This window comes from Bradyrhizobium sp. SZCCHNR1017 (assembly GCF_032381375.1).
In the GTDB taxonomy this organism is placed as follows: Bacteria; Pseudomonadota; Alphaproteobacteria; order Rhizobiales; family Xanthobacteraceae; genus Bradyrhizobium.
The window spans coordinates 324,462-343,794 of sequence record NZ_JAUHIR010000005.1; the positions used below are offsets into that span (position 1 = coordinate 324,462).

A 19,333-nucleotide genomic window follows, 5' to 3' on the forward strand; every position below is an offset into this window, starting at 1 on the left:
TCGCCGCTCGTCCCGTCGATGCGCCACCGGTCGCGCCCGCACCGGACTACGGGAGTGAAACCATGAAGAGCTTCAAGGTCACCGATTTCAATGCGCCGCTGACCGAGGTCGACGAGCCGACACCGCAACCATTCGGCAAACAGGTGCTGATCAAGGTGAAGGCGGCCGGCGTCTGCCACAGCGATCTGCACATCTGGGAAGGCGGCTATGATCTCGGGCACGGCCGCAAACCGCTGTCCCTCAAGGATCGCGGCGTGTCGCTGCCGCGGACCATGGGCCATGAGAGCGCCGGTGAGATCGTGGCGTTCGGGCCGGAGGTCACCGAGGCGGAGAAGGGCGGGCTGAAGGTCGGCGACGTCGTGCTGGTCTATCCCTGGATCGGCTGCGGCAAGTGCGCGACTTGTCTCGCCGGCGACGAGAACATGTGCCTGAAGCCGGCCTCGCTCGGCGTCTATTGCGACGGCGGCTATGCCGACCACATGACGGTGCCGCATCCGCGCCACCTGATCGATCTCAAGGGGCTCGATCCGGTGACGACCGCGCCTTACGCCTGCTCCGGTGTCACGACCTACAGCGCGCTCAAGAAGGTCGAGAAGGATTTCGACACGCCGATCGTGATCTTCGGCGCCGGCGGCCTCGGGCTGATGGCGCTGTCGCTGTTGAAGGCAATGGGCGGCAAGGGTGCGATCGTGGTCGATATCGACGCGCGCAAGCGCGAGGCGGCGCTGGCGGCCGGCGCGCTGGCGGCGGTCGACGGCAAGGCGCCGGATGCGCTGGAGCAACTGAACAAGGCCGCAGGCGAGCCGATCCGGGCCGTCATCGACCTGGTCGGCAATGCCGCCACCGCGCAGCTGGGCTTCGACTGCCTCACCAAGGGCGGCAAGCTGGTCATCGTCGGCCTGTTCGGCGGCGGCGCGCCGTGGGCGCTGCCGCTCATTCCGATCAAGGCGGTGACGATCCAGGGCAGCTATGTCGGCAATCTCCGCGAGACAAAGGAGCTGCTCGACCTCGTCCGCGCCAAGCACATCGCGCCGATCCCGGTGACGCCGATGCCGCTCGCCAAGGCCAACGATGCCCTGCGTGAGCTGCAGAAGGGTCAGCTGGTCGGCCGCGCCGTGCTGACGCCGTAGGACACACCCTCTCCATCGTCATTGCGAGGAGCGAAGCGACGAAGCAATCCAGAGTCTCAACCTGGGCCCTGGATTGCTTCCGCCGTCGCCCTTCGGGCTAAGGCGGACAAGTCGCTTCGCTCGCAATGACGGCGCTAAATCCCTCGTGTGACGAAGAAAAAAGCATGCCCTCCACCAACGCACTCCACATCGCAGTCCTCCCCGGCGACGGCATCGGTCCTGAAGTCATGGCGCCGGCACTCGAAGTGCTGCGCAAGGTCGAGGCCAAGGCCGGCCTGTCGTTCCGGTTCACCGAGGCCCAGGCCGGCGCGAACAACTATCTCGCGACCGGCGTCTCGATCGCCGACTCCACGATCCGGCTGTGCGAAGAGGCGGACGCGATCCTGCTTGGCGCCTGCGGGCTGCCGTCGGTGCGCTATCCCGACAACACCGAGATCGCGCCGCAGATCGAGCTGCGCTTCCATTTCGACCTTTATGCCGGCGTGCGGCCGGCGCGGCTGATCCCGGGCGTGCCGAGTCCGATCGTCGGCGCCGCCGAGCGCGGCATCGACTTCGTCGTGATCCGCGAGTCCACCGAAGGCCTGTTCGCTTCGATGGGCAAAGGTGTCGTGACGCATGAGGAGGCGCGCGAGACCCTCGTCATCACCCGCAAGACATCCGAGCGGCTGTTCAACTTCTCCTTCAAGCTCGCCGCCCGGCGCCGCGCGCGCGGCCGCTCGGGGACTTTAGCCTGCGTCGACAAGGCCAACGTCTTCAAGGCCTTCGCCTACTTCCGTAAGATCTTCGACGAGGTCGCTCAACTTCATCCGGACGTGAAGACGGACCGCCTCTACATCGATGCTTGCGCGCTCATGCTGGTGAAGCGCCCGTGGGATTTCGACGTTCTGGTCACCGAGAACATGTTCGGCGATATCCTGTCCGATCTCGCCGCCGGTCTCGTCGGCGGCATGGGCATGGCGCCGTCGGCCGACATCGGCGATCGCCACGCCGTGTTCCAGCCCTGCCACGGCACCGCGCCCGACATCATGGGGCAGGGCAAGGCCAACCCGACCGCGATGATCCTGTCGGCCGCGATGATGCTGGACTGGCTGGCGGACACCCATGGCATCGAGGGGGCAGCCGAGGCGGCCCAGCGGATCGAGCAGGCCGTCGACCAGGTCTACGCATCCGGCCTCAAGCCATTCGAGTTCGGTGGCAATGCCGGCACGATCGACGTGACCAGGGCGGTGCTGGAGGCGCTCTAAAGTCCCTTGAAGGCTGGCTTGCGCTTCTCCATGAAGGCGCGGCGGCCCTCGCGGAAATCCTCCGAATCCATGCAGATGTCGCCGATCCGCTTGATGGCTTCCATGTCGCGGCGGCTTTCGTCCTTCAGCACCTCGGCGATGGTGATCTTGGCGGCCTTGACCGCCAGCGGCGCATTGACGGCAATGGTGCGGGCGATCTCCAGCGTGGCCGGCAGCAGTTCGTCGTTGCTCATCATCCGGTCGACGAGGCCGATCCGCAGCGCCTCCGCGGCATCGATCCGCAGGCCCGTATAGAGCAGCAGCCGCGCCTGCGACGGGCCGACCAGTGACACCAGGTTGCGCAGGCCGTCATAGCCATAGGCGATGCCGAGCCTGGCGGCGGGGATGCCGAACTGGCTGTCCGCGGCGGCGAAGCGCATGTCGGTCAGCATCGCGATCTGCAGGCCGCCGCCGAGGCAGAAGCCGCTGATGCAGGCGATCGTCGGCTTCGGGTAGCCGGCGAGCAGCGCCCGCTGGGCGGCGCTTCGCTCGGCATAGGCCTCCGAGGCCGCGGCATTGTGGCGGCTCTGCTCGAACTGGCTGATGTCGGCGCCGGACACGAAGGCCTTGCCGCCGGCGCCGGTCAGCACCACGACCCGGATCGCGTCATCGTCGCGCAGCGCGACCAGTGCCTGGCCAAGCCCCTCCCACATCTCCAGCGACATCGCATTGCGCTTGTCCGGGTTGTTGAAGGTGATGATGCCGACGCCATCGCCCGCTCTGGTCATGAGGATCTTGTCCCCGGCGAAGGTGGTGGGGAGCTCGGAGATAGTCGGCATGTGGGTCCGTCCGCAGGAGGGCAGGCGGCCGGCATCGTTCACCGCGCCGGTGACGGCGTCAATGCAAGTTCAGGACATGATGGGCAGGCAAAGGGACGTTCGGGCCGAGCTCTCGACCTGTGCACGGGTGGCCCAGGAGAGGACGCGCAGCGTTCATGATCAGCGTCGGCCGGACGGAACCGAAACGCCGGCATGCCGCCACTTCCTATGACGGCAGAGAGCACGAGATTATAAAAGCGACGAAGCCTCAGACCGCGCAGCGATCGCTGTGCGGACGAGAAGGGCCGGTGTGTCGGCCGCGCCGATCGCTCGGCCTTGAGCCGAGGCAGTGAACTCGCCCGAGCTGGCAGAGCGCCTGGCGCCCCCAAGTTGCGCCCTCGAGCGAAGATGGCCCATATCCATCACGGGCAGACCTGTCTGACGGATCAGACAGCCTTGCCTATTCTTCGTTCGCTGCGATCGATTCCATCAAGGATACCAGCTGACGTTGCACGGTCTGGTCCTTGATCTTGCTGTAGGCGCGCAGCAACCGCAGGCTGAAGGCTGAGTCCAGGAACAGGAGGCTCTCGACCTCGCGCGCCTTGCTGTCGCCGTCGTAGAAGAACGTCACAGGCACGTCGAGCGCGGTGGCGATCTGCTGCAGACGCGCAGCGCCGACCCGGTTGACGCCCTTCTCGTACTTCTGGACCTGCTGGAAGCTCACGCCGAGCTTCTCGCCGAGCTCGGCCTGCGAGATCTTCTGCTCTACACGCCGCAGGCGAATCCGCTTGCCGAGCTCGATGTCGGGCTTGCCCGCACTGCGCTGCTTCATTTTCTTTGCCGCTGATTTGTTCATACTGATTTTACCGTCCTTCCATCGGAAAGCCCCCGAATAGATGGGTCAGGGGTTCACCCATATATACTGTTTTAAGTTGCTGTGGATGAATGAATTCGTCTTTAAACCACGGGTATTTGCCAGGGTTAAAAGCCTCGACCAGCCAGTCGATCATGTGACGCACCCTAGGGATGCGTCCGGTGGTGGCATGATAAGACAGCCAGATGTCGTAGGACCACTTGAGGTCAACCTCCAGTGGTATGATCTTCCCGCCCAGGGCACTCGCATAGGTTGGGAAGACCCCGATGCCGGCGCCGTGCGCCACGGCCCAGTAATTGGCGCTCGAGACATTGGTGGTCATCGCGATCAGGTCCCGCTGTTCGAAACCGGGGAAGATGGTGGCGAAGGCGGCATTGGCGGCGGCTTCGTCCGCCACCTGCAGAACCAAGCGGTGTTTGACGAGATCGTCAATCGTCTTTGGGATGCCAAATATCTCCAAATATTTCTCGCTCGCAAAGCACATCAGGTGCATGCGGCCAAGCCGGACCAGCTTGACGTCGAGCGCCGCCGGCCGGGAGAGGTGGATGGCGACGTCGGCCTCGTGACGCGACACGTCGGCCGAGCGCATCGCGCAATAGAGATCGACCATGACGTTGGGAAAGCTCTGCTGAAATTCGACCAGCCGGGGCGCCAGCCAGAACGTGCCGAGCCCCTCGGTCACCGCGACCCGGACCTCGCCCGACGCAGCGCCGGCGAGACCATCGCCCGCGCGCAGCAACTCGAATGACGCGGCCTCCATGTGCTCGACGGCGGAGACCACCAGCGCGCCTTCGTCGGTCAGCCGAGCGCCGTGGACATCGCGCGTGAACAGCGTCGCACCGATCTGCCGCTCGAAATCATCGATGCGTCGCCGTACGGCATTGATCGAGAGCGTCAGCCGCTCGGCCGCGGAGCGAAAGCTGCCGGCCCTGACAACCTCGAGGAATATCCGCGCTGCATCCCAGTCGGTGAGGCTTGCCTGCGCCGATTTGCTCACGGTCGACTTGGCCGGGGCGGCCCGGCCCGTCGCAGTTCTTGCCGGCTTGCTCGCCGTTGCGCCCTTGGCGCCGCCACTCTCTCGGCTCAGTTCAATGCTCGATCCTGCCCCAGCAGACGAGCCGCCGTGCTCCCCTGGTGCCAGCGTCGCAGGGGTCTCGGCTAGTTCCCGGCGTTCCTTCTGAGGAACGCCCCGTTCCGCCGCAACGCGCATACAAGCTCTCTCCGCCTGCTAGAGTGATTCCGATAAATTACGGGCAGGGCACGTTCGTGCCATGATTTGGTTGAGCGATCGAGGGTCGATGAGTCTGCCACCTTCAGTTCTCTGCAGCATGGTCTTACTGCCAGCAGATGCGCGGTCTGACACATCATGTAGGACAGGGACACGCTTAACGCGAGTCGAACCTAAGATCGACGGTTTTTGCCTCGACCGCAATGAAATGGTATTCGAAGATGGGCCGTTGTCATGCTATCGTGATGAACGGATCGTGGCGCTAATTCATCGAATGCCGGGGAGCGGTGATGTCTCTTCACCCTGCGTCATGCCAGGACGCCGTCGTGCCGTCCCAGGGGGTAGGTGCATGGCTCGGCTGAGCCGCATCGGCAAAGCGCAGGGGAGCAACGACATGACGTATTTGGAAGCCATCCGCGAGTCGGGAGTTGCTCGGCTCCATCTCGTCGCACGCTACTAGAACGGAAACGACGCCTGTGGCCAATTCAGACGAACAAATGCTTGCAGTGCTTGCGTCCCTCGAGCAGTGCCGCGCCATGCTCGCGGCGACGGGCAATCGCGAATCGGCGCATTTGGTCTCGGTTGCCATCCTCGACCTGCGCATGAAGCTGAACCGTCTGAGCGAGGACGATCTGAAATCGCTTTGCGATGAGATGGTTCAAGCCGACAATCCCGACAAGCTGCGCGATGCGAAGCTGCAGCTAGGTCAGCGCCGGCCACCGTTGCTTCGAGTGGTGAAATAGCACAGTTCGGTGTGTGCACAAGGGTGCATTTGGCGCATTTGTGATATGTCGTGATCCCACGGTGAGGCGCGCGCCGGCTCGCAGACGAGCCGGTTGAAGCGAGGCGACACTCCCTATCGGGGCGGGGGACTTCGCCAATGAGGCCCCGATCCGGGGGCGTCGGGCTCTATCCTGGCGAAAGCCCGCAGGCCGTGATCATCGTTGACCGCCGTAACTTCGGCACGTCTGTTGCGTATTCCCCGCATCGGCGGCAAGAAGCGTCGTGCCCCGGCTTGCGCCTGGAGGGGCGTATCGCGGGACTCGCATGATCCAGAACGTATCGATTCCGGCCGCGTTCATTGCTGGCTTGGTCAGTTTTCTTTCGCCCTGCGTGCTACCGCTGGTTCCTCCGTATTTGATCTATCTCACCGGCGCCACGATCGAGCACATCGAGAGCGACGAGCCTCCGGCCGCGTCGCGTCGCGCCGTGATGATCTCGGCCGCACTGTTCGTGCTGGGCTTCTCCACCGTGTTCGTGATGCTGGGGGCGAGCGCCTCGCTGATCGGCGGCCTGATCCGGGCCTGGTCGGAGCAGTTGTCCATCCTCGCCGGCGTCGTCATCATCGTGATGGGCCTGCACTTCCTCGGCCTGACGCGGATCTCGTTCCTGATGCGCGAAGGGCGGCTGCCGATCCCCAAGCCGGTCGGCCTGTGGGGCGCCTATGTCATGGGGCTCGCCTTCGCCTTCGGCTGGACGCCGTGCATCGGGCCGATCCTGGCGGCGATCCTCTCGATCGCAGCTGCGGAGACGACGGTCGCCAAGGGGGCCGGGCTTCTTGCCGTCTATTCCGCCGGCCTCGGCATTCCGTTCCTGGTCGCGGCGTTCATGATCGAACAGTTCTCGGCGCTGTTCATCCGCATGCGTGGCCATCTCGTGAACATCGAGCGCGCGATGGGCGTGCTGATGATCGCCACCGGCATCGGCTTTCTCACTGGCGCGGTCTCGACCTTCAGCATCTGGCTGCTCGAGACGTTCCCGGCGCTGCAGAGGTTCGGCTGACGCGGCTCAATCGTCGAGCTTGCAGGTGATGGTGTAGACCACGCCCGGCGGCAGGAAGTCGACCGTGGCCTCGCCGCCGAGCTGATCGCGCGCGCTGCGCTCGATCAGGCGGGAGCCGAAGCCGCGCTGGATCGGCGCCGAGACCACCGGGCCGCCGGTTTCCTGCCACACCAGCCGCAGCCGTGCCGGCAGCTTCTTCGCCGCGTCGGCCGCGTTCGCCAGCTCCCAGGACAGATCGACCGTGCCGGTGTCGTTGGAGAACGCACCATATTTGGCGGCGTTGGTTGCGATCTCATGCACGATCATCGACAGCACGACGGCGAGCCGCGGCGACAGCGCCACCTTCGGGCCGGAGATCCTGATGCGGTCGGGCGTGTTGAGGCGGTAGGGCTTGAGCACGCGCTCGATCACGTCCTGCAGCTCAGAACCCTGCCATTTCTCCTTGCTGAGCAGATTATGCGCCTCGGCGAGCGCGCCGAGCCGGCCCTCGAACTTCTCACGCTCAAGGCGGCTGGCGCTGCGGAAGGTCTGCACCGCGATCGCCTGCAGGATCGCCAGCGTGTTCTTGACCCGGTGATTGAGCTCCTCGATCAGCAGGTCGTGCAGCATCTCGGCGCGCGCGATCGTCGTCGCCATCCGCACCGCGAAGGCCAGACCGATCGCCAGCATGATGCCGCCGAGCAGGCTGGTGACGGCGAGGTTGCGCCACAACGGCGCAACCAGCGAATCCTCGGCGATGCCGGCGCCGATGGTCCATCCGGTGAGGGTGGAATGGGTGAAGCTCGACAGCAGCGGCACGCCCTCGAGCGATACGCTCGACAGCGTCGCCTCCTGCTCGCTGCGCATGCGATCAAACACCGAGGGCGAGGCCTGCTTGCCTATCGTCTCCGCCGGATTTGGCACGCGTGCGAAGACGGTCGCCTGGCGGTCGAGCAGCGACAAGGTCCAGTCCGGATTCGGCCGCTGCTTTTCCAGGATGGTCTGGAACATCTCGATCGGCGGGCTGAACGAGATGTCATAGACGACCTCGCCGTCGCGAAAGACGGGCACCTCGACGGTGACGATCAGGCTCTTCTTCACGACGCCGTAGAACAGGTCGGAATATTGCGGCTGCCGGGTCTCGAACACGCGGCGGGTGATCTCGCGGTTGTTGCGCGTCGGCAGGTGAGCCGTATCCGTCGTCGCCGACGAGAACAGCTGGCGTCCGTTGCGGTCGGCGACCACGATCGTGCCGTTCTTGCCGTACTGCTCGAGGAAGCCCGTCGCGATCGGCCGGAAGCGTTCGAAATCGCCGGTGGTCAGGGCATCGGTCAGCGCCAGGACCTGAACGCCGCCAGTCATGCGCTGCATTTCGGCATCGAGCGTCAGCCGGATGCTGCGCACCGTCTCCAGCACGCGCTGACGGGCGTCGCTGCGATCCTGCATGTAGCTGTGCAAGACGATTCCGCCTGCGAACAGGATGAGCGGCAGTGTGGTCCCTGCGACCAGAAGAGCAAGCCGGATCGGCAGGGAGAGTTTTGGCACGGATGCCCCGTTTGAGCTGGCGCTGCTGATCGCCGTTGGGACTGACGCAGGCGGGAGACGCGTCGGGCGGAGGCGAATTTGTGCGGCGAGCGCATATCAGGCTGGAGCGGCTGCCTCCGCAAGGGCTCGGCGGTTGCAGCCGTTCACATGACTGTCAGCATAAGAGAGCACCGCGTGCACGCCAAGCGCAACGCGCGGGGATCGCCGGTTCCCTGAGCGGCTTTACCGCCACGACGCCGCTCCTAGACGTTGCTTTCGGTGATCGCCGCGTACACCATCGTGCGCAGCTCGCGGCGGATCGGGTAGGCGCTCGACGGCAAGACCTGGGTCATGAAGATCGTGATCAGCTCCTCGGCCGGGTCGATCCAGAACGCCGTGGAGGCCGCACCGCCCCAGGCATATTCGCCGGCGCTGCCGGGAATCAACGTCTTGGCCGGATCCATCGTCACCGAGAAGCCGAGACCGAAGCCGATCCCGTTATAGGCTGCTTCCGCGAACATCGAGCGCGACAGCGCCGGCAGGTCGACGCCGCCCGGCAGATGGTTCGAGGTCATCAGCTTCAGCGTCTTCGGTCCGAGCAGCCTGACGCCGCCGAGCTCGCCGCCATTGAGCAATGCGCGGCAGAACGTCAGATAGTCGGCCGTGGTCGAGCACAGGCCGCCGCCGCCGGAGATGAAGTCGGGCGGGCTCAGGAACGAGCTGGTCGCCGGGTCGTCCTGCAAGGTCAGGCCGCCCTTGCGATCGGCGGCGTGGAACGACAAGGCGCCGCCGGCATCGGCCGAGTAGCACGCCGCCAGCCGGTGCGCCTTCGCCGCGGGCACGTGGAAATCGGTGTCGCTCATGCCGAGCGGATCGAAGATGCGCTGCTTCAGGACTTGCTCGAACGGCTGGTCGGCGATCTTGCCGACGAGATAGCCGACCACGTCGGTCGAGACCGAGTAGTTCCAGGCCTCGCCCGGCGAGAATTCGAGCGGAATACGCGAGAGATCATCGATCATCGACTGCAGCGTTCCCGCCTTTTCGACTGCGCCGATCTTGGCGTCGCGATAGGCGGCATCGACGTTCGATCGCTGCTGGAAGCCGTAGGTCAGGCCGGAGGTGTGGCGCAGCAGGTCGACGATCAGCATCGGCCGCGACGGCGGCCGGCTGACAAAGGCCGGCGCGGTGCCGGCGACGAACACGCCGAGATTCTTCCACTCCGGAATGTATTTCGCGACCGGCTCGTCGAGCGCGACCTTGCCTTCCTCGACCAGCATCATGAAGGCGACCGAGGTGATCGGCTTGGTCATCGAATAGATGCGGTAGATCGTGTCGTCCCTGACCGGGACCTTGCGCTCGACGTCGGCATAGCCGAGCGAGCTCGCATGCACGATCTTGCCGCGGCGATAGACCATCAACTGCGTCCCGGGAAAGCGGCCGGCCTCGACATAGCGCTGCCGCAGATGGGCATCGATGCGATCGAGCGCGGCTTTCGACATGCCGACGGTTTCGGGCGAGGCGGGTGTCGGGGCGAGCATCGGGCGTCTCCGCTATGATCGGTTTCTGGCGGCCTGCGCGAGGATCGGCCGCGCATCCCGTTTGTTCCGGGTGATAGCCGAAAATCGCGCCGCGTCCAATGGCAGGCCAGGCATGCGTCGTGTACCCTTTGCGCCGGGAGGAATTGGCAATGACACAATTCAATGAAGGCGAGCTCACGGAGGCCGTCGTCGCGAGCCTCGAACGGACACCCGATCCGCGCGCGAAATTCCTGCTGCAGGAATTGGTGAAGTCGCTGCACGATTATGTGCGCCGGACGGAGCTCACTTTCGACGAATGGGCCGCCGCCATCGACTTTCTCACCCGCACCGGACAGACCTGCACCGCAAGCCGGCAGGAGTTCATCCTGCTGTCCGACGTGCTCGGCGTGTCGATGCTGGTCGACGCCATCAATCATCGCGACCGGGCAGGGGCGACGGAGACGACCGTACTCGGCCCGTTCTACGTCGGCGAGCACAAGGTGACGCCCCACGGCACCGACATCTCGGCGGATCTCAAGGGCGAGAAGATGTTCGTCCAGGGACGGGTGACCGATCTGGCGGGTGCCCCGCTGGCAGGCGCCGCGGTCGATGTCTGGCATGCCGACGACGAGGGCTTCTACGATTCGCAGCGGCCGTCCTATGAAAGCGATGGTCCGTCGTCGCGGGCGCGCTTCATCACCGATGCGGATGGCCGCTTTTTCTTCCGCACCATCCTGCCCTGCAGCTATCCGATCCCGACCGACGGTCCGGTGGGACGGATGATCCTCGAGACCAAGCGTCATCCGATGCGCCCGGCCCATGTGCATTTCCTGGTGGACGCCAAGGGCTACGAGCCGCTCATCACCCATGTCTTCGTCGGCGGCGACGAATATCTCGACAGCGACGTCGTCTTTGGCGTCAAGGACGAGCTCATCGCCCAGGTCGAGCGGCGCAGCGACGCTGTGATGCCGGACGGCAAGCTGGCCATCGGGCCATGGCACTTGATGACCTACGATTTCCGCATGAAGCCGGGAGCGGGCGTGGCGCCGAGGCCGCTTGGCGCGATCGCGCCTGAACCCGCCTGATCCGCAGCCGGCAGGTCCGCCTACCAGCCGCCGTGGCGAGCCGCGAGCAGGATGATCACTGCGATCGCGAGCAGCGCAGTCGTCGCCTTCCAGAACAGCAGCGGATTGCGCTCGATCAGGGGCGTCCGGCCGCCGCCGATATAGGCGGGATTGGGGTGCCGAAGGTCGAAGACGAATTCCGAGAGGCTCTCGTAACGTTTGGCGGCGACGGGATGGACGGCGCGCCGGAGTGCGCCATCGATCCAGAGCGGGACGGTTTGGTCATCGCCGGAGGCCGGGTGATAAAGCACCTTGCGAAACTGCGCCCGGGTTCGTGCACGTGCCATCTGCGCGCCGTAGGGCAGCCGGCCCGTCAGCATCTGGTAGGCGATCACGCCGAGCGAGAACTGGTCGGACCATTCGGAGCCGCCCTCGCCGAGAAAATATTCCGGCGCCGTATACTGCTGGGTGCCGAGGATGCTGTCGTGGTCGGCAGCCGGATCGGCCTCGACCACGCCGCTGACGCGCACCGATCCGAAATCGATGATCTTCACCGTCCCGGTCCGGTCGATCATGATGTTTGCAGGCCGCAGATCCTGGTGCAGCACTTCCTTGCGATGCAGCGCCTGCAGCCCCCTGGCGATCTGCTCGATGATGTCTCTGACGGCATCGAGATCGGCTTTGGGATGGTCGATCATCCATTGCGCCAGGGTCTGGCCTTCGACGAATTCGGTGACGACGTAGAGATGATCGCGGCGACGCGTCGATGGGAAGGCCTTCAGCACGTGCGGGTTGTCGATCCGCCGCGCAATCCAGTCTTCCATCAGGAACCGTTTGAGATAGGCCGGGTCGCCGCGCAGGTCGATCGAAGGCACCTTGAGGGCGACGGCGAGCTCCGTCTCGACGTCGACGGCCAGATAGATGTGGCTGCGGCTGCTGGCGTGGATCTCGCGCACGATCCGGTAGCCCTCGAAGATCATCCGCGCGTCCAGCACCGGCGCCGGCGGCAGCTGCTCGGCCTGGACCGGAATCTCGGCGGCATCGCCGGCACCGAGTTCGTCGATCCGCACGATCTGGATCGTGAGATTGTCCGCGCTGCCCTGCGCCAGCGCCTCAGCGACGATGATACGGGCCGCCTGGTCGAGGTCGTGGGAATTCTCTTTCAACACGTTGGCGACAAAACGCTTGCCCACGTGTTCGTGAACGCCGTCGGTCGCGAGCACGAAGATGTCGCCGCGCTCGATCCGAATGGCCTGATAGTCGATTTCGACCTCGGGATTGACCCCGAGCGCACGCCCCAGATAGCTCTGCTGCGACGAGATGATGACGCGATGATCGTCGGTGAGCTGTTCGAGCGAATGGCCTGCGGGGCGATAGATGCGACAATCGCCGATATGGAAGAGATGCGCCGTGGCCGCCTTGATCACCACCGCGCTGAGCGTGCAGACGTAACCCTTGTCGCGGTCATAGGCGTATTGGCTGGCTCTGGTCTGGGCGTAGAGCCAGGAGTTGGCCGCGGCGATCACGCGTCGCGCCGAGGTCTTCACCGACCAGGCATCCGGCGTACAATAATAGTCGGTCAGGAAGCTCTTGACCGCCGACTCGCTCGCAATGTGGCTGACCTCGCTGCTGCTGATCCCGTCCGCGATGGCGATCGCGATGCCCTTCAGGCTGAGCGCCGGCTCATCGGGAATCAGTGCGCCGTGGAAGTCCTGGTTGCCCGGCTTCTGCCCTTTGTCGGAATGCGCTCCGATGGTGATCCGCAATGGCATTTGGGCTATCGAGCGATTTGAGGAGAGTCCGACCTTAACTGAAGCCGGGCTCTCCAAGGGAGACGGAAATCAGGCCGCGACGCGGGCTGCGATCTTGGCATCACGCTTCGGCTGCGTCCTGATGTGAGTGGCATAGAGCGTCAGGCCGGTGAACGAGAGACCGCCGACGAGATTGCCGAGCACGGTCGGGATCTCGTTCCAGATCAGGTAGTCCATGATCGAGAACTTCGCATGGAGCATCAGCCCCGACGGAAACAGGAACATGTTCACCACCGAATGCTCGAACACCATGTAGAAGAACACCAGGATCGGCATCCACATCGCCAGCACCTTGCCCGGGACCGTCGTCGAGATCATCGCGCCGACCACGCCGGTGGAGACCATCCAGTTGCACAGCATGCCGCGGATGAACAGCGTCGCCATGCCGGCCGTGCCATGCGCCGCGTAGCCGAGCGTCCTGCCTTCACCGATATTGCCGATGACAGCGCCGACCTTGTCCGGCTCCTGCGTGAAGCCGAACGTGGTCACGAATGCCATCATGAAGGCAACGGTCAGTGCTCCGGCGAAATTGCCGATGAAGACGAGGCCCCAGTTGCGCAGCACGCCCGCGAGGGTCACGCCCGGACGCTTGTCGATGAGCGCCAGCGGCGACAGCACGAACACGCCGGTCAGCAGATCGAAGCCCAGCAAATAGAGCATGCAGAAGCCGACCGGAAACAACAGCGCGCCGATGATCGGCTGGCCTGTGTTCACATTGATGGTGACGGCAAACCAGGCCGCGAGCGCCAGGATCGCGCCAGCCATGTAGGCGCGGATGACGGTGTCCCGGGTCGACATGAAGATCTTGGACTCGCCTGCGTCCACCATCTTGGTCACGAATTCTGAAGGCGCGAGGTACGACATTCAAACGTCCTTTGTTTGCTCTCGGGAATAGATTGCGCGCTGCCTTGCGAGAGGTTCTGGCTCTCGCGGGACATCGCCACGGGCAGGCGGATCGGATGTCGAATGCGGGGAAGGGCGTCACGACGACCGCGCCGAGGTGACCCCGGTCGCGAGCGCGCGTCCGTCCCGGAGATCAGGCGCCATCGGCCTCGACAGTCCGGCGAACCGCAGTCATCGTTGACTTGTAGGCGTCGAAGCAATGCCTGTGCCAATTTTGACGCCAATCAAAAGATCATCGATTTCAATCGATTACGTTTGGACGTCCGGGCCGCGGCTGCTTGAAAGGGCTGATTTGCTGCCCTGGTGCTCATGGAACAATCGCGCCATGCCCACTTTGTGTGCGGCGCACACAAAGTGGGCGAATCGCAAATTTTGGATGCGGCCTTCTGCCTCTGATGGATTTGCTGTGTGCAGTTAAACGATTGAATTTACTTGTAAATTCAAAATTGATGCGTTGGCACGAAGCTTGAAAGAGCATTCGCGACGCCATCGATGCCGTCCGCGCAATCCTCATCCGAATCGTGACGCTGCCCCTTCCGAGGCCACCTCGGAACACGCGCCTTCGTGCGTGGCGCAGCGACCCGCAACGGACGGCCTTTTCACCCATCGAGCGCTCTTCAGACAAAGGACGACAGCACTCATGACGAAGACTGCCAATCCTGCTCGCCGCAACGGCTTCAGCCGTCGTCAGCTTCTCAAGGCGGGCGCCGGCACGGCTGCGCTGCTAGCAGCCGCGAAGCTGAACTTGCCGGGCGGAGCGTTCGCCCAGGGGGCGGGGCCGGAAGTCGCCAGCGCCAAGCTCGGCTTCATCGCGCTCAGCGATGCCGGTCCGCTGTTCGTGGCCAAGGACAAGGGCATCTTCGCCAAATACGGCATGCCCGACGTCGACGTACAGAAGCAGGCCTCGTGGGGCACCACGCGCGACAATCTCGTGCTCGGCTCTGAAGGCAACGGCATCGACGGCGCGCACATCCTGACCCCGATGCCGTACCTGATCTCCTCGGGCAAGGTGACGCAGAACAACCAGCCGACGCCGATGTACATTCTGGCGCGGCTCAATCTCGATGCGCAGTGCATCTCGGTCGGCAAGGAATATGCGGACCTCAAGCTCGGCCTCGATACCGCGCCGTTCAAAGCCGCGCTGGAGAAGAAGAAGGCCTCCGGCAAGTCCGTGAAGGCCGCGATGACCTTCCCGGGCGGCACCCACGATCTCTGGATCCGCTACTGGCTCGCCGCCGGCGGCATCGATCCCGACAAGGACATCGAGACCATCGTGGTGCCGCCGCCGCAGATGGTGGCCAACATGAAGGTCGGCACCATGGACTGCTTCTGCGTCGGCGAGCCGTGGAATGCGCAGCTCGTCAACCAGGGTATCGGCTACACCGCCGTCACGACGGGCGAGATCTGGAACAAGCATCCCGAAAAATCCTTCGCGATGCGCGCCGCCTTTGTCGACAAATATCCGAAGGCCGCGAAAGCGTTGACGATGGCGGTGATGGAAGCGCAGCAGTGGGCCGACAAGATGGAGAACAAGCAGGAGCTTGCGACCATCATGGCCAAGCGGCAGTGGATGAATTGCCCGGTCGAGGACGTCGCCGGACGCACGGCCGGCAAGTTCGACTACGGTACCGGCAAGGTCGTCGACAACTCGCCGCACATCATGAAGTATTGGCGCGACTTCGCGTCCTATCCATTCCAGAGCCACGATCTCTGGTTCATCACCGAGGACATCCGGTGGGGCAAGTATGAGGCTGGCTTCGACGCCAAGTCGCTGATCGCCAAGGTCAACCGCGAGGACATCTGGCGCGAGGCCGCCAAGGAGATGAACGTCGCAGCCGCCGAGATTCCGACCTCCAAGTCGCGCGGCAAGGAGACCTTCTTCGACGGCAAGGTGTTCGATCCGGAAGATCCCGCCGCCTACCTGAAGTCGCTGTCGATCAAGCGCGTCGACGCCTGATCAGGACCTCCCGCTGCGCGCGCAAGGCGCGCGGCCTCTCTCATTGCACGGAGAAAGATTTCCGATGTCCATGCCAGCGTTGACCAACGATAGCGCTCCCCAGGTCGTGCCGACCGCGGCGGCGTCCACCTCGGCGTCCATCGTGACCATGACGCCCAAGCAGGCGCCGAAAGCCGAACGCTATGGAAAGATGGCCCGCGAGGCCGCGGTGCGCGTGGTGCCGCCGTTGATCGTGCTGGCGCTGTTCCTGCTGATTTGGGAGCTGGTCTGCCGCCGGGCCGGCTCGGCGCTGCCGCCGCCCTCCCGGGTGTTCAGCGATACCCGCGAGCTGATCTTCGATCCGTTCTTCGATCATGGCGGCATCGACAAGGGACTGTTCTGGCATCTCGAGGCCAGCCTGCGCCGCGTCGCCTTCGGCTACGCGATTGCTGCCGTCGTCGGCGTCGGTGTCGGCACGCTGATCGGCCAGTCGGTGTGGGCCATGCGCGGCCTCGATCCGATCTTCCAGGTGCTGCGCACGATCCCGCCGCTCGCCTGGCTGCCGCTGTCGCTGGCGGCGTTCCGCGACGGCCAGCCGTCGGCGATCTTCGTCATCTTCATCACCTCGGTATGGCCGATCATCATCAACACCGCGGTCGGCATCCGCAACATTCCGCAGGACTATCGCAACGTCGCCGCGGTGGTGCAGCTCAATCCGCTGGAGTTCTTCGCCAAGATCATGATTCCGGCGGCCGCGCCCTACATCTTCACCGGCCTGCGCATCGGCATCGGCCTGTCGTGGCTCGCGATCGTCGCGGCCGAGATGCTGATCGGCGGCGTCGGCATCGGTTTCTTCATCTGGGACGCGTGGAATTCCTCGCATATCAGCGAGATCATCCTGGCGCTGTTCTATGTCGGCATCATCGGCTTCGTGCTCGACCGCCTGATTGCGGTCGTCGGCAAGATCGTCACCCGCGGCACCGCGACGAATTGAGAGGTAGAGATCATGGCCTATCTGAAGCTCGACCACGTCGACAAGACCTTCACCCGCGGCACCGCCACCACCGAAGTGCTGAAGGACATCAACCTCTCGATCAACAAGGGCGAATACGTCTCGATCATCGGCCATTCCGGCTGCGGCAAGTCGACGATGCTCAACATCGTTGCGGGGCTCACCACGGCCACGACCGGCGGCGTGCTGCTGGAGGAGCGCGAAGTCAATTCGCCGGGACCCGACCGCGCCGTGGTGTTCCAGAACCACAGCCTGCTGCCCTGGCTGACGGTCTACGAGAACGTGCGGCTCGGCGTCGACAAGGTGTTCGCCAAGACCAAGACCCGCGCCGAGCGCGACGCCTGGACCATGCACAATCTGAACCTGGTGCAGATGGCCCATGCCAAGGACAAGCGGCCCAACGAGGTCTCCGGCGGCATGAAGCAGCGCGTCGGCATTGCCCGTGCGCTCGCCATGGAGCCGAAAGTGCTGCTGCTCGACGAGCCGTTCGGCGCGCTCGACGCGCTGACGCGGGCGCATCTGCAGGACTCGGTGATGGCGCTGCACCAGAAGCTCGGCAATACCATCCTGATGATCACGCACGATGTCGACGAGGCGGTGCTGCTGTCCGACCGCATCGTGATGATGACCAACGGCCCGAGCGCGCATATCGGCGAGGTGCTCGAGGTCGCCCTGCCGCGGCCGCGCAAGCGGCTCGAGCTGGCGACCAACGCCACCTACGTCAAGTGTCGCCAGCGCGTGCTGGAGTTCCTGTATGAGCGGCATCGCTACGTCGAGGCGGCGTGACGATTGGAAAGCGGAGAGCGCATCGAACCGCTCTCCGCGTCGGGCAACTAACGGGTTCTCGTTTCCATCATAAGGATTTCCCATGACGCCGTCTCAGATCGCATTGGTTCAGAATAGCTTTGCCAGGGTCGCGCCGATCTCCGATCAGGCCGCGACCATCTTCTACGATCGGCTGTTCGAGGTCGCGCCGCAGGTGCGCGCGATGTTTCCCGACGATCTCACCGAGCAGCGCAAGAAGCTGATGGCGACCTTGGCGGTCGTCGTCAATGGATTGACGAATCTGCCCGCGATCCTGCCGGCGGCAAGCGCGCTCGCCAAGCGCCACGTCGATTACGGCGCCAAGCCGGAGCACTATCCGGTGGTCGGCGCCGCGCTGCTGTGGACCCTCGAGAAGGGACTTGGCGACGGCTGGACGCCCGATGTCGCCGATGCCTGGACCGCGGCCTACGGCACGCTGTCCGGCTACATGATCGCGGAAGCCCATGGCAAGGCGCAGGCGGCGGAGTAGGCGCTTTGAGTGAACCGCTCGTCATCGTCGGCAACGGCATGGCTGCCGCAAAGCTGGTCGAGGAATTGTCGCAGACTGCGCTCGGCCGCTACGCGATCGCCGTCATCGGCGAGGAGCCGCGGCTCGCCTACAACCGCGTGCTGCTGTCGTCGGTGCTGGCCGGCGAGGCCGCGTCCCACGAGATCGAGCTCAAGCCGGCGGCCTGGTGGCGCGAGCGCGGGGTAACGTTGAAATACGGTGCGCGCGTCACCGCCATCGATGTCGGCCGTCGCGAACTGCGGATCGAGAACGACGAGAACGTGGCGTTCTCGCGCCTGGTCCTCGCCACCGGCTCGCTGCCGCTGCGGCTGCCGGTGCCGGGCGCCGATCTGCCGGGTGTGCACACATTCCGCGACAGCCGGGACACGGACGTGCTTCTGGCGCTGGCGGCGAAGAAGGGGTGCGTGGTGGTCGTCGGCGGCGGGCTGCTCGGGCTGGAAGCGGCCTATGGCCTGGCGCGTGCCGGCGCCAGGGTGACGCTGTTGCATCTGATGGACCGGCTGATGGAGCGGCAGCTCGATGCGCCGGCCGCCGCGTTGCTCAAGTCGCTGGTGGCGCGCAAGGGCATCGAGGTTCTGCTCAATGCCAGCACCGCGGCCATCCATGGCGATGGTCGCGTCGAAGGAGTCGAGCTGGCCGATGGGCGGCGCCTTGCCACCGACGCCGTGGTCTTCGCGGCCGGCATCCGGCCGAATGTGACACTGGCGAAGGAGGCGGGGCTCGCGGTCAATCGCGGCATCGTCGTCGACGACGCGATGCAGACCTCGGCGCCCGGCATTTTCGCGCTCGGCGAATGCGCCGAGCACCGTGGCACTTGTTATGGGCTGGTCGAACCTGCTTATGAGCAGGCGCGGGTGCTGGCGCGGCATCTCGCCGGCCGCCAGGCGGCCTATGGCGGCAGTGTCGTCTCGACCAATCTGAAGGTGTCGGGTGTGTCGGTGTTCTCGGCCGGCGACTTCATGGGCGCCGAGGGCAGCGAGGCGATCGTGCTCAACGACGCCAGGCGGGGCATCTACAAGAAGCTCGTCATCGCCGAGGGACGCCTCACCGGCGCCGTGCTGATCGGTGAGACTCAGGACGCGTTGTGGTATCGCGACCTGATCCGGAGCCGCGAACCGGTCGCAGCGATCCGGACAGCGATGATGTTCGGCCGCGCGGGGGCGCGGCCGCAGGCAGCGTGAGAAGGGGCCACGCACGAC

Annotated in this window: 17 protein-coding genes; 10 read left to right on the top strand and 7 right to left on the bottom strand. The window is 64.8% G+C overall.

Annotation, left to right across the window (positions count from 1 at the left end):
- The first annotated feature begins 62 nt into the window (after window positions 1-62).
- Both QW863_RS15990 and QW863_RS15995 read left to right on the top strand, forming a co-directional pair.
- A complete protein-coding gene (locus QW863_RS15990) occupies window positions 63-1,130 on the top strand; it encodes an alcohol dehydrogenase (RefSeq protein WP_315715718.1) in 1,068 nt (355 codons plus the stop codon).
- Between the two features lie 164 nt (window positions 1,131-1,294).
- Window positions 1,295-2,374: an isocitrate/isopropylmalate dehydrogenase family protein gene (locus QW863_RS15995; RefSeq protein WP_315715719.1), complete on the top strand. Its 1,080-nt coding sequence runs from the start codon at window positions 1,295-1,297 to the stop codon at window positions 2,372-2,374.
- Here the strand turns inward: QW863_RS15995 and QW863_RS16000 are convergent.
- The 3 genes from QW863_RS16000 to QW863_RS16010 all read right to left on the bottom strand — a co-directional run bounded on the left by QW863_RS16000 (window position 2,371) and on the right by QW863_RS16010 (window position 5,255).
- On the bottom strand, window positions 2,371-3,192 hold the full coding sequence (locus tag QW863_RS16000) for an enoyl-CoA hydratase (RefSeq protein WP_315715720.1): 822 nt from the start codon (window positions 3,190-3,192) through the stop codon (window positions 2,371-2,373). The two genes, QW863_RS15995 and QW863_RS16000, sit on opposite strands and share 4 nt — an antisense overlap.
- Window positions 3,193-3,631: 439 nt before the next feature.
- Window positions 3,632-4,027, bottom strand: coding sequence for a helix-turn-helix domain-containing protein (locus QW863_RS16005; protein WP_015668220.1), 396 nt, complete (start codon window positions 4,025-4,027; stop codon window positions 3,632-3,634).
- A gap of 7 nt (window positions 4,028-4,034) precedes the next feature.
- Complete coding sequence (locus QW863_RS16010; RefSeq protein WP_315715722.1) at window positions 4,035-5,255, bottom strand: LysR family transcriptional regulator; 1,221 nt, start codon at window positions 5,253-5,255, stop codon at window positions 4,035-4,037.
- Window positions 5,256-5,770: 515 nt separating this feature from the next.
- On the opposite strand from QW863_RS16010, the gene QW863_RS16015 reads away from it, so the two are divergent.
- Entirely contained in the window at window positions 5,771-6,016 is a 246-nt protein-coding gene (locus QW863_RS16015; RefSeq protein ID WP_315715818.1) for a hypothetical protein, read from the top strand.
- A gap of 304 nt (window positions 6,017-6,320) precedes the next feature.
- Window positions 6,321-7,055, top strand: coding sequence for a cytochrome c biogenesis CcdA family protein (locus QW863_RS16020; protein WP_315715723.1), 735 nt, complete (start codon window positions 6,321-6,323; stop codon window positions 7,053-7,055).
- Between the two features lie 6 nt (window positions 7,056-7,061).
- On the opposite strand, the gene QW863_RS16025 is transcribed toward QW863_RS16020, so the two are convergent.
- Both QW863_RS16025 and QW863_RS16030 read right to left on the bottom strand, forming a co-directional pair.
- On the bottom strand, window positions 7,062-8,579 hold the full coding sequence (locus QW863_RS16025) for a sensor histidine kinase (protein WP_315715724.1): 1,518 nt from the start codon (window positions 8,577-8,579) through the stop codon (window positions 7,062-7,064).
- Window positions 8,580-8,821: 242 nt separating this feature from the next.
- On the bottom strand, window positions 8,822-10,096 hold the full coding sequence (locus QW863_RS16030; RefSeq protein WP_315715725.1) for a serine hydrolase domain-containing protein: 1,275 nt from the start codon (window positions 10,094-10,096) through the stop codon (window positions 8,822-8,824).
- A gap of 149 nt (window positions 10,097-10,245) precedes the next feature.
- Here QW863_RS16030 and QW863_RS16035 point away from each other — a divergent pair, with 149 nt between their 5' ends.
- Window positions 10,246-11,160 carry a dioxygenase gene (locus QW863_RS16035; RefSeq protein WP_315715726.1) on the top strand — a complete coding sequence of 305 codons (915 nt, stop codon included), beginning with the start codon at window positions 10,246-10,248 and terminating at the stop codon, window positions 11,158-11,160.
- A 20-nt stretch (window positions 11,161-11,180) separates the two neighbouring features.
- Here the strand turns inward: QW863_RS16035 and QW863_RS16040 are convergent, their stop codons facing one another.
- Both QW863_RS16040 and QW863_RS16045 read right to left on the bottom strand, forming a co-directional pair.
- Complete coding sequence (locus tag QW863_RS16040; protein WP_315715727.1) at window positions 11,181-12,911, bottom strand: bifunctional protein-serine/threonine kinase/phosphatase; 1,731 nt, start codon at window positions 12,909-12,911, stop codon at window positions 11,181-11,183.
- Between the two features lie 69 nt (window positions 12,912-12,980).
- Window positions 12,981-13,814: a formate/nitrite transporter family protein gene (locus tag QW863_RS16045; RefSeq protein WP_315767986.1), complete on the bottom strand. Its 834-nt coding sequence runs from the start codon at window positions 13,812-13,814 to the stop codon at window positions 12,981-12,983.
- Window positions 13,815-14,493: 679 nt separating this feature from the next.
- Here QW863_RS16045 and QW863_RS16050 point away from each other — a divergent pair.
- The 5 genes from QW863_RS16050 to QW863_RS16070 all read left to right on the top strand — a co-directional run bounded on the left by QW863_RS16050 (window position 14,494) and on the right by QW863_RS16070 (window position 19,315).
- Window positions 14,494-15,810 carry a CmpA/NrtA family ABC transporter substrate-binding protein gene (locus QW863_RS16050; protein ID WP_315715729.1) on the top strand — a complete coding sequence of 439 codons (1,317 nt, stop codon included), beginning with the start codon at window positions 14,494-14,496 and terminating at the stop codon, window positions 15,808-15,810.
- Window positions 15,811-15,874: 64 nt separating this feature from the next.
- Window positions 15,875-16,783, top strand: coding sequence for a nitrate ABC transporter permease (ntrB, locus tag QW863_RS16055; RefSeq protein ID WP_315715730.1), 909 nt, complete (start codon window positions 15,875-15,877; stop codon window positions 16,781-16,783).
- A 9-nt stretch (window positions 16,784-16,792) separates the two neighbouring features.
- Complete coding sequence (locus QW863_RS16060; RefSeq protein WP_315715819.1) at window positions 16,793-17,587, top strand: ABC transporter ATP-binding protein; 795 nt, start codon at window positions 16,793-16,795, stop codon at window positions 17,585-17,587.
- A gap of 82 nt (window positions 17,588-17,669) precedes the next feature.
- Entirely contained in the window at window positions 17,670-18,095 is a 426-nt protein-coding gene (locus QW863_RS16065) for a globin family protein (RefSeq protein ID WP_315715731.1), read from the top strand.
- A 5-nt stretch (window positions 18,096-18,100) separates the two neighbouring features.
- Window positions 18,101-19,315, top strand: coding sequence for an NAD(P)/FAD-dependent oxidoreductase (locus QW863_RS16070; protein ID WP_409977925.1), 1,215 nt, complete (start codon window positions 18,101-18,103; stop codon window positions 19,313-19,315).
- Window positions 19,316-19,333 lie beyond the last annotated feature (18 nt).

Coding starts and splice junctions, on each gene's coding strand:
- QW863_RS15990 (WP_315715718.1), top strand. CDS start 63: ATGAAGAGCTTCAAGGTCACCGATTTCAATGCGCCGCTGACCGAGGTC.
- QW863_RS15995 (WP_315715719.1), top strand. CDS start 1,295: ATGCCCTCCACCAACGCACTCCACATCGCAGTCCTCCCCGGCGACGGC.
- QW863_RS16000 (WP_315715720.1), bottom strand. CDS start 3,192: ATGCCGACTATCTCCGAGCTCCCCACCACCTTCGCCGGGGACAAGATC.
- QW863_RS16005 (WP_015668220.1), bottom strand. CDS start 4,027: ATGAACAAATCAGCGGCAAAGAAAATGAAGCAGCGCAGTGCGGGCAAG.
- QW863_RS16010 (WP_315715722.1), bottom strand. CDS start 5,255: ATGCGCGTTGCGGCGGAACGGGGCGTTCCTCAGAAGGAACGCCGGGAA.
- QW863_RS16015 (WP_315715818.1), top strand. CDS start 5,771: ATGCTTGCAGTGCTTGCGTCCCTCGAGCAGTGCCGCGCCATGCTCGCG.
- QW863_RS16020 (WP_315715723.1), top strand. CDS start 6,321: ATGATCCAGAACGTATCGATTCCGGCCGCGTTCATTGCTGGCTTGGTC.
- QW863_RS16030 (WP_315715725.1), bottom strand. CDS start 10,096: ATGCTCGCCCCGACACCCGCCTCGCCCGAAACCGTCGGCATGTCGAAA.
- QW863_RS16035 (WP_315715726.1), top strand. CDS start 10,246: ATGACACAATTCAATGAAGGCGAGCTCACGGAGGCCGTCGTCGCGAGC.
- QW863_RS16040 (WP_315715727.1), bottom strand. CDS start 12,911: ATGCCATTGCGGATCACCATCGGAGCGCATTCCGACAAAGGGCAGAAG.
- QW863_RS16045 (WP_315767986.1), bottom strand. CDS start 13,814: ATGTCGTACCTCGCGCCTTCAGAATTCGTGACCAAGATGGTGGACGCA.
- QW863_RS16050 (WP_315715729.1), top strand. CDS start 14,494: ATGACGAAGACTGCCAATCCTGCTCGCCGCAACGGCTTCAGCCGTCGT.
- ntrB (WP_315715730.1), top strand. CDS start 15,875: ATGTCCATGCCAGCGTTGACCAACGATAGCGCTCCCCAGGTCGTGCCG.
- QW863_RS16065 (WP_315715731.1), top strand. CDS start 17,670: ATGACGCCGTCTCAGATCGCATTGGTTCAGAATAGCTTTGCCAGGGTC.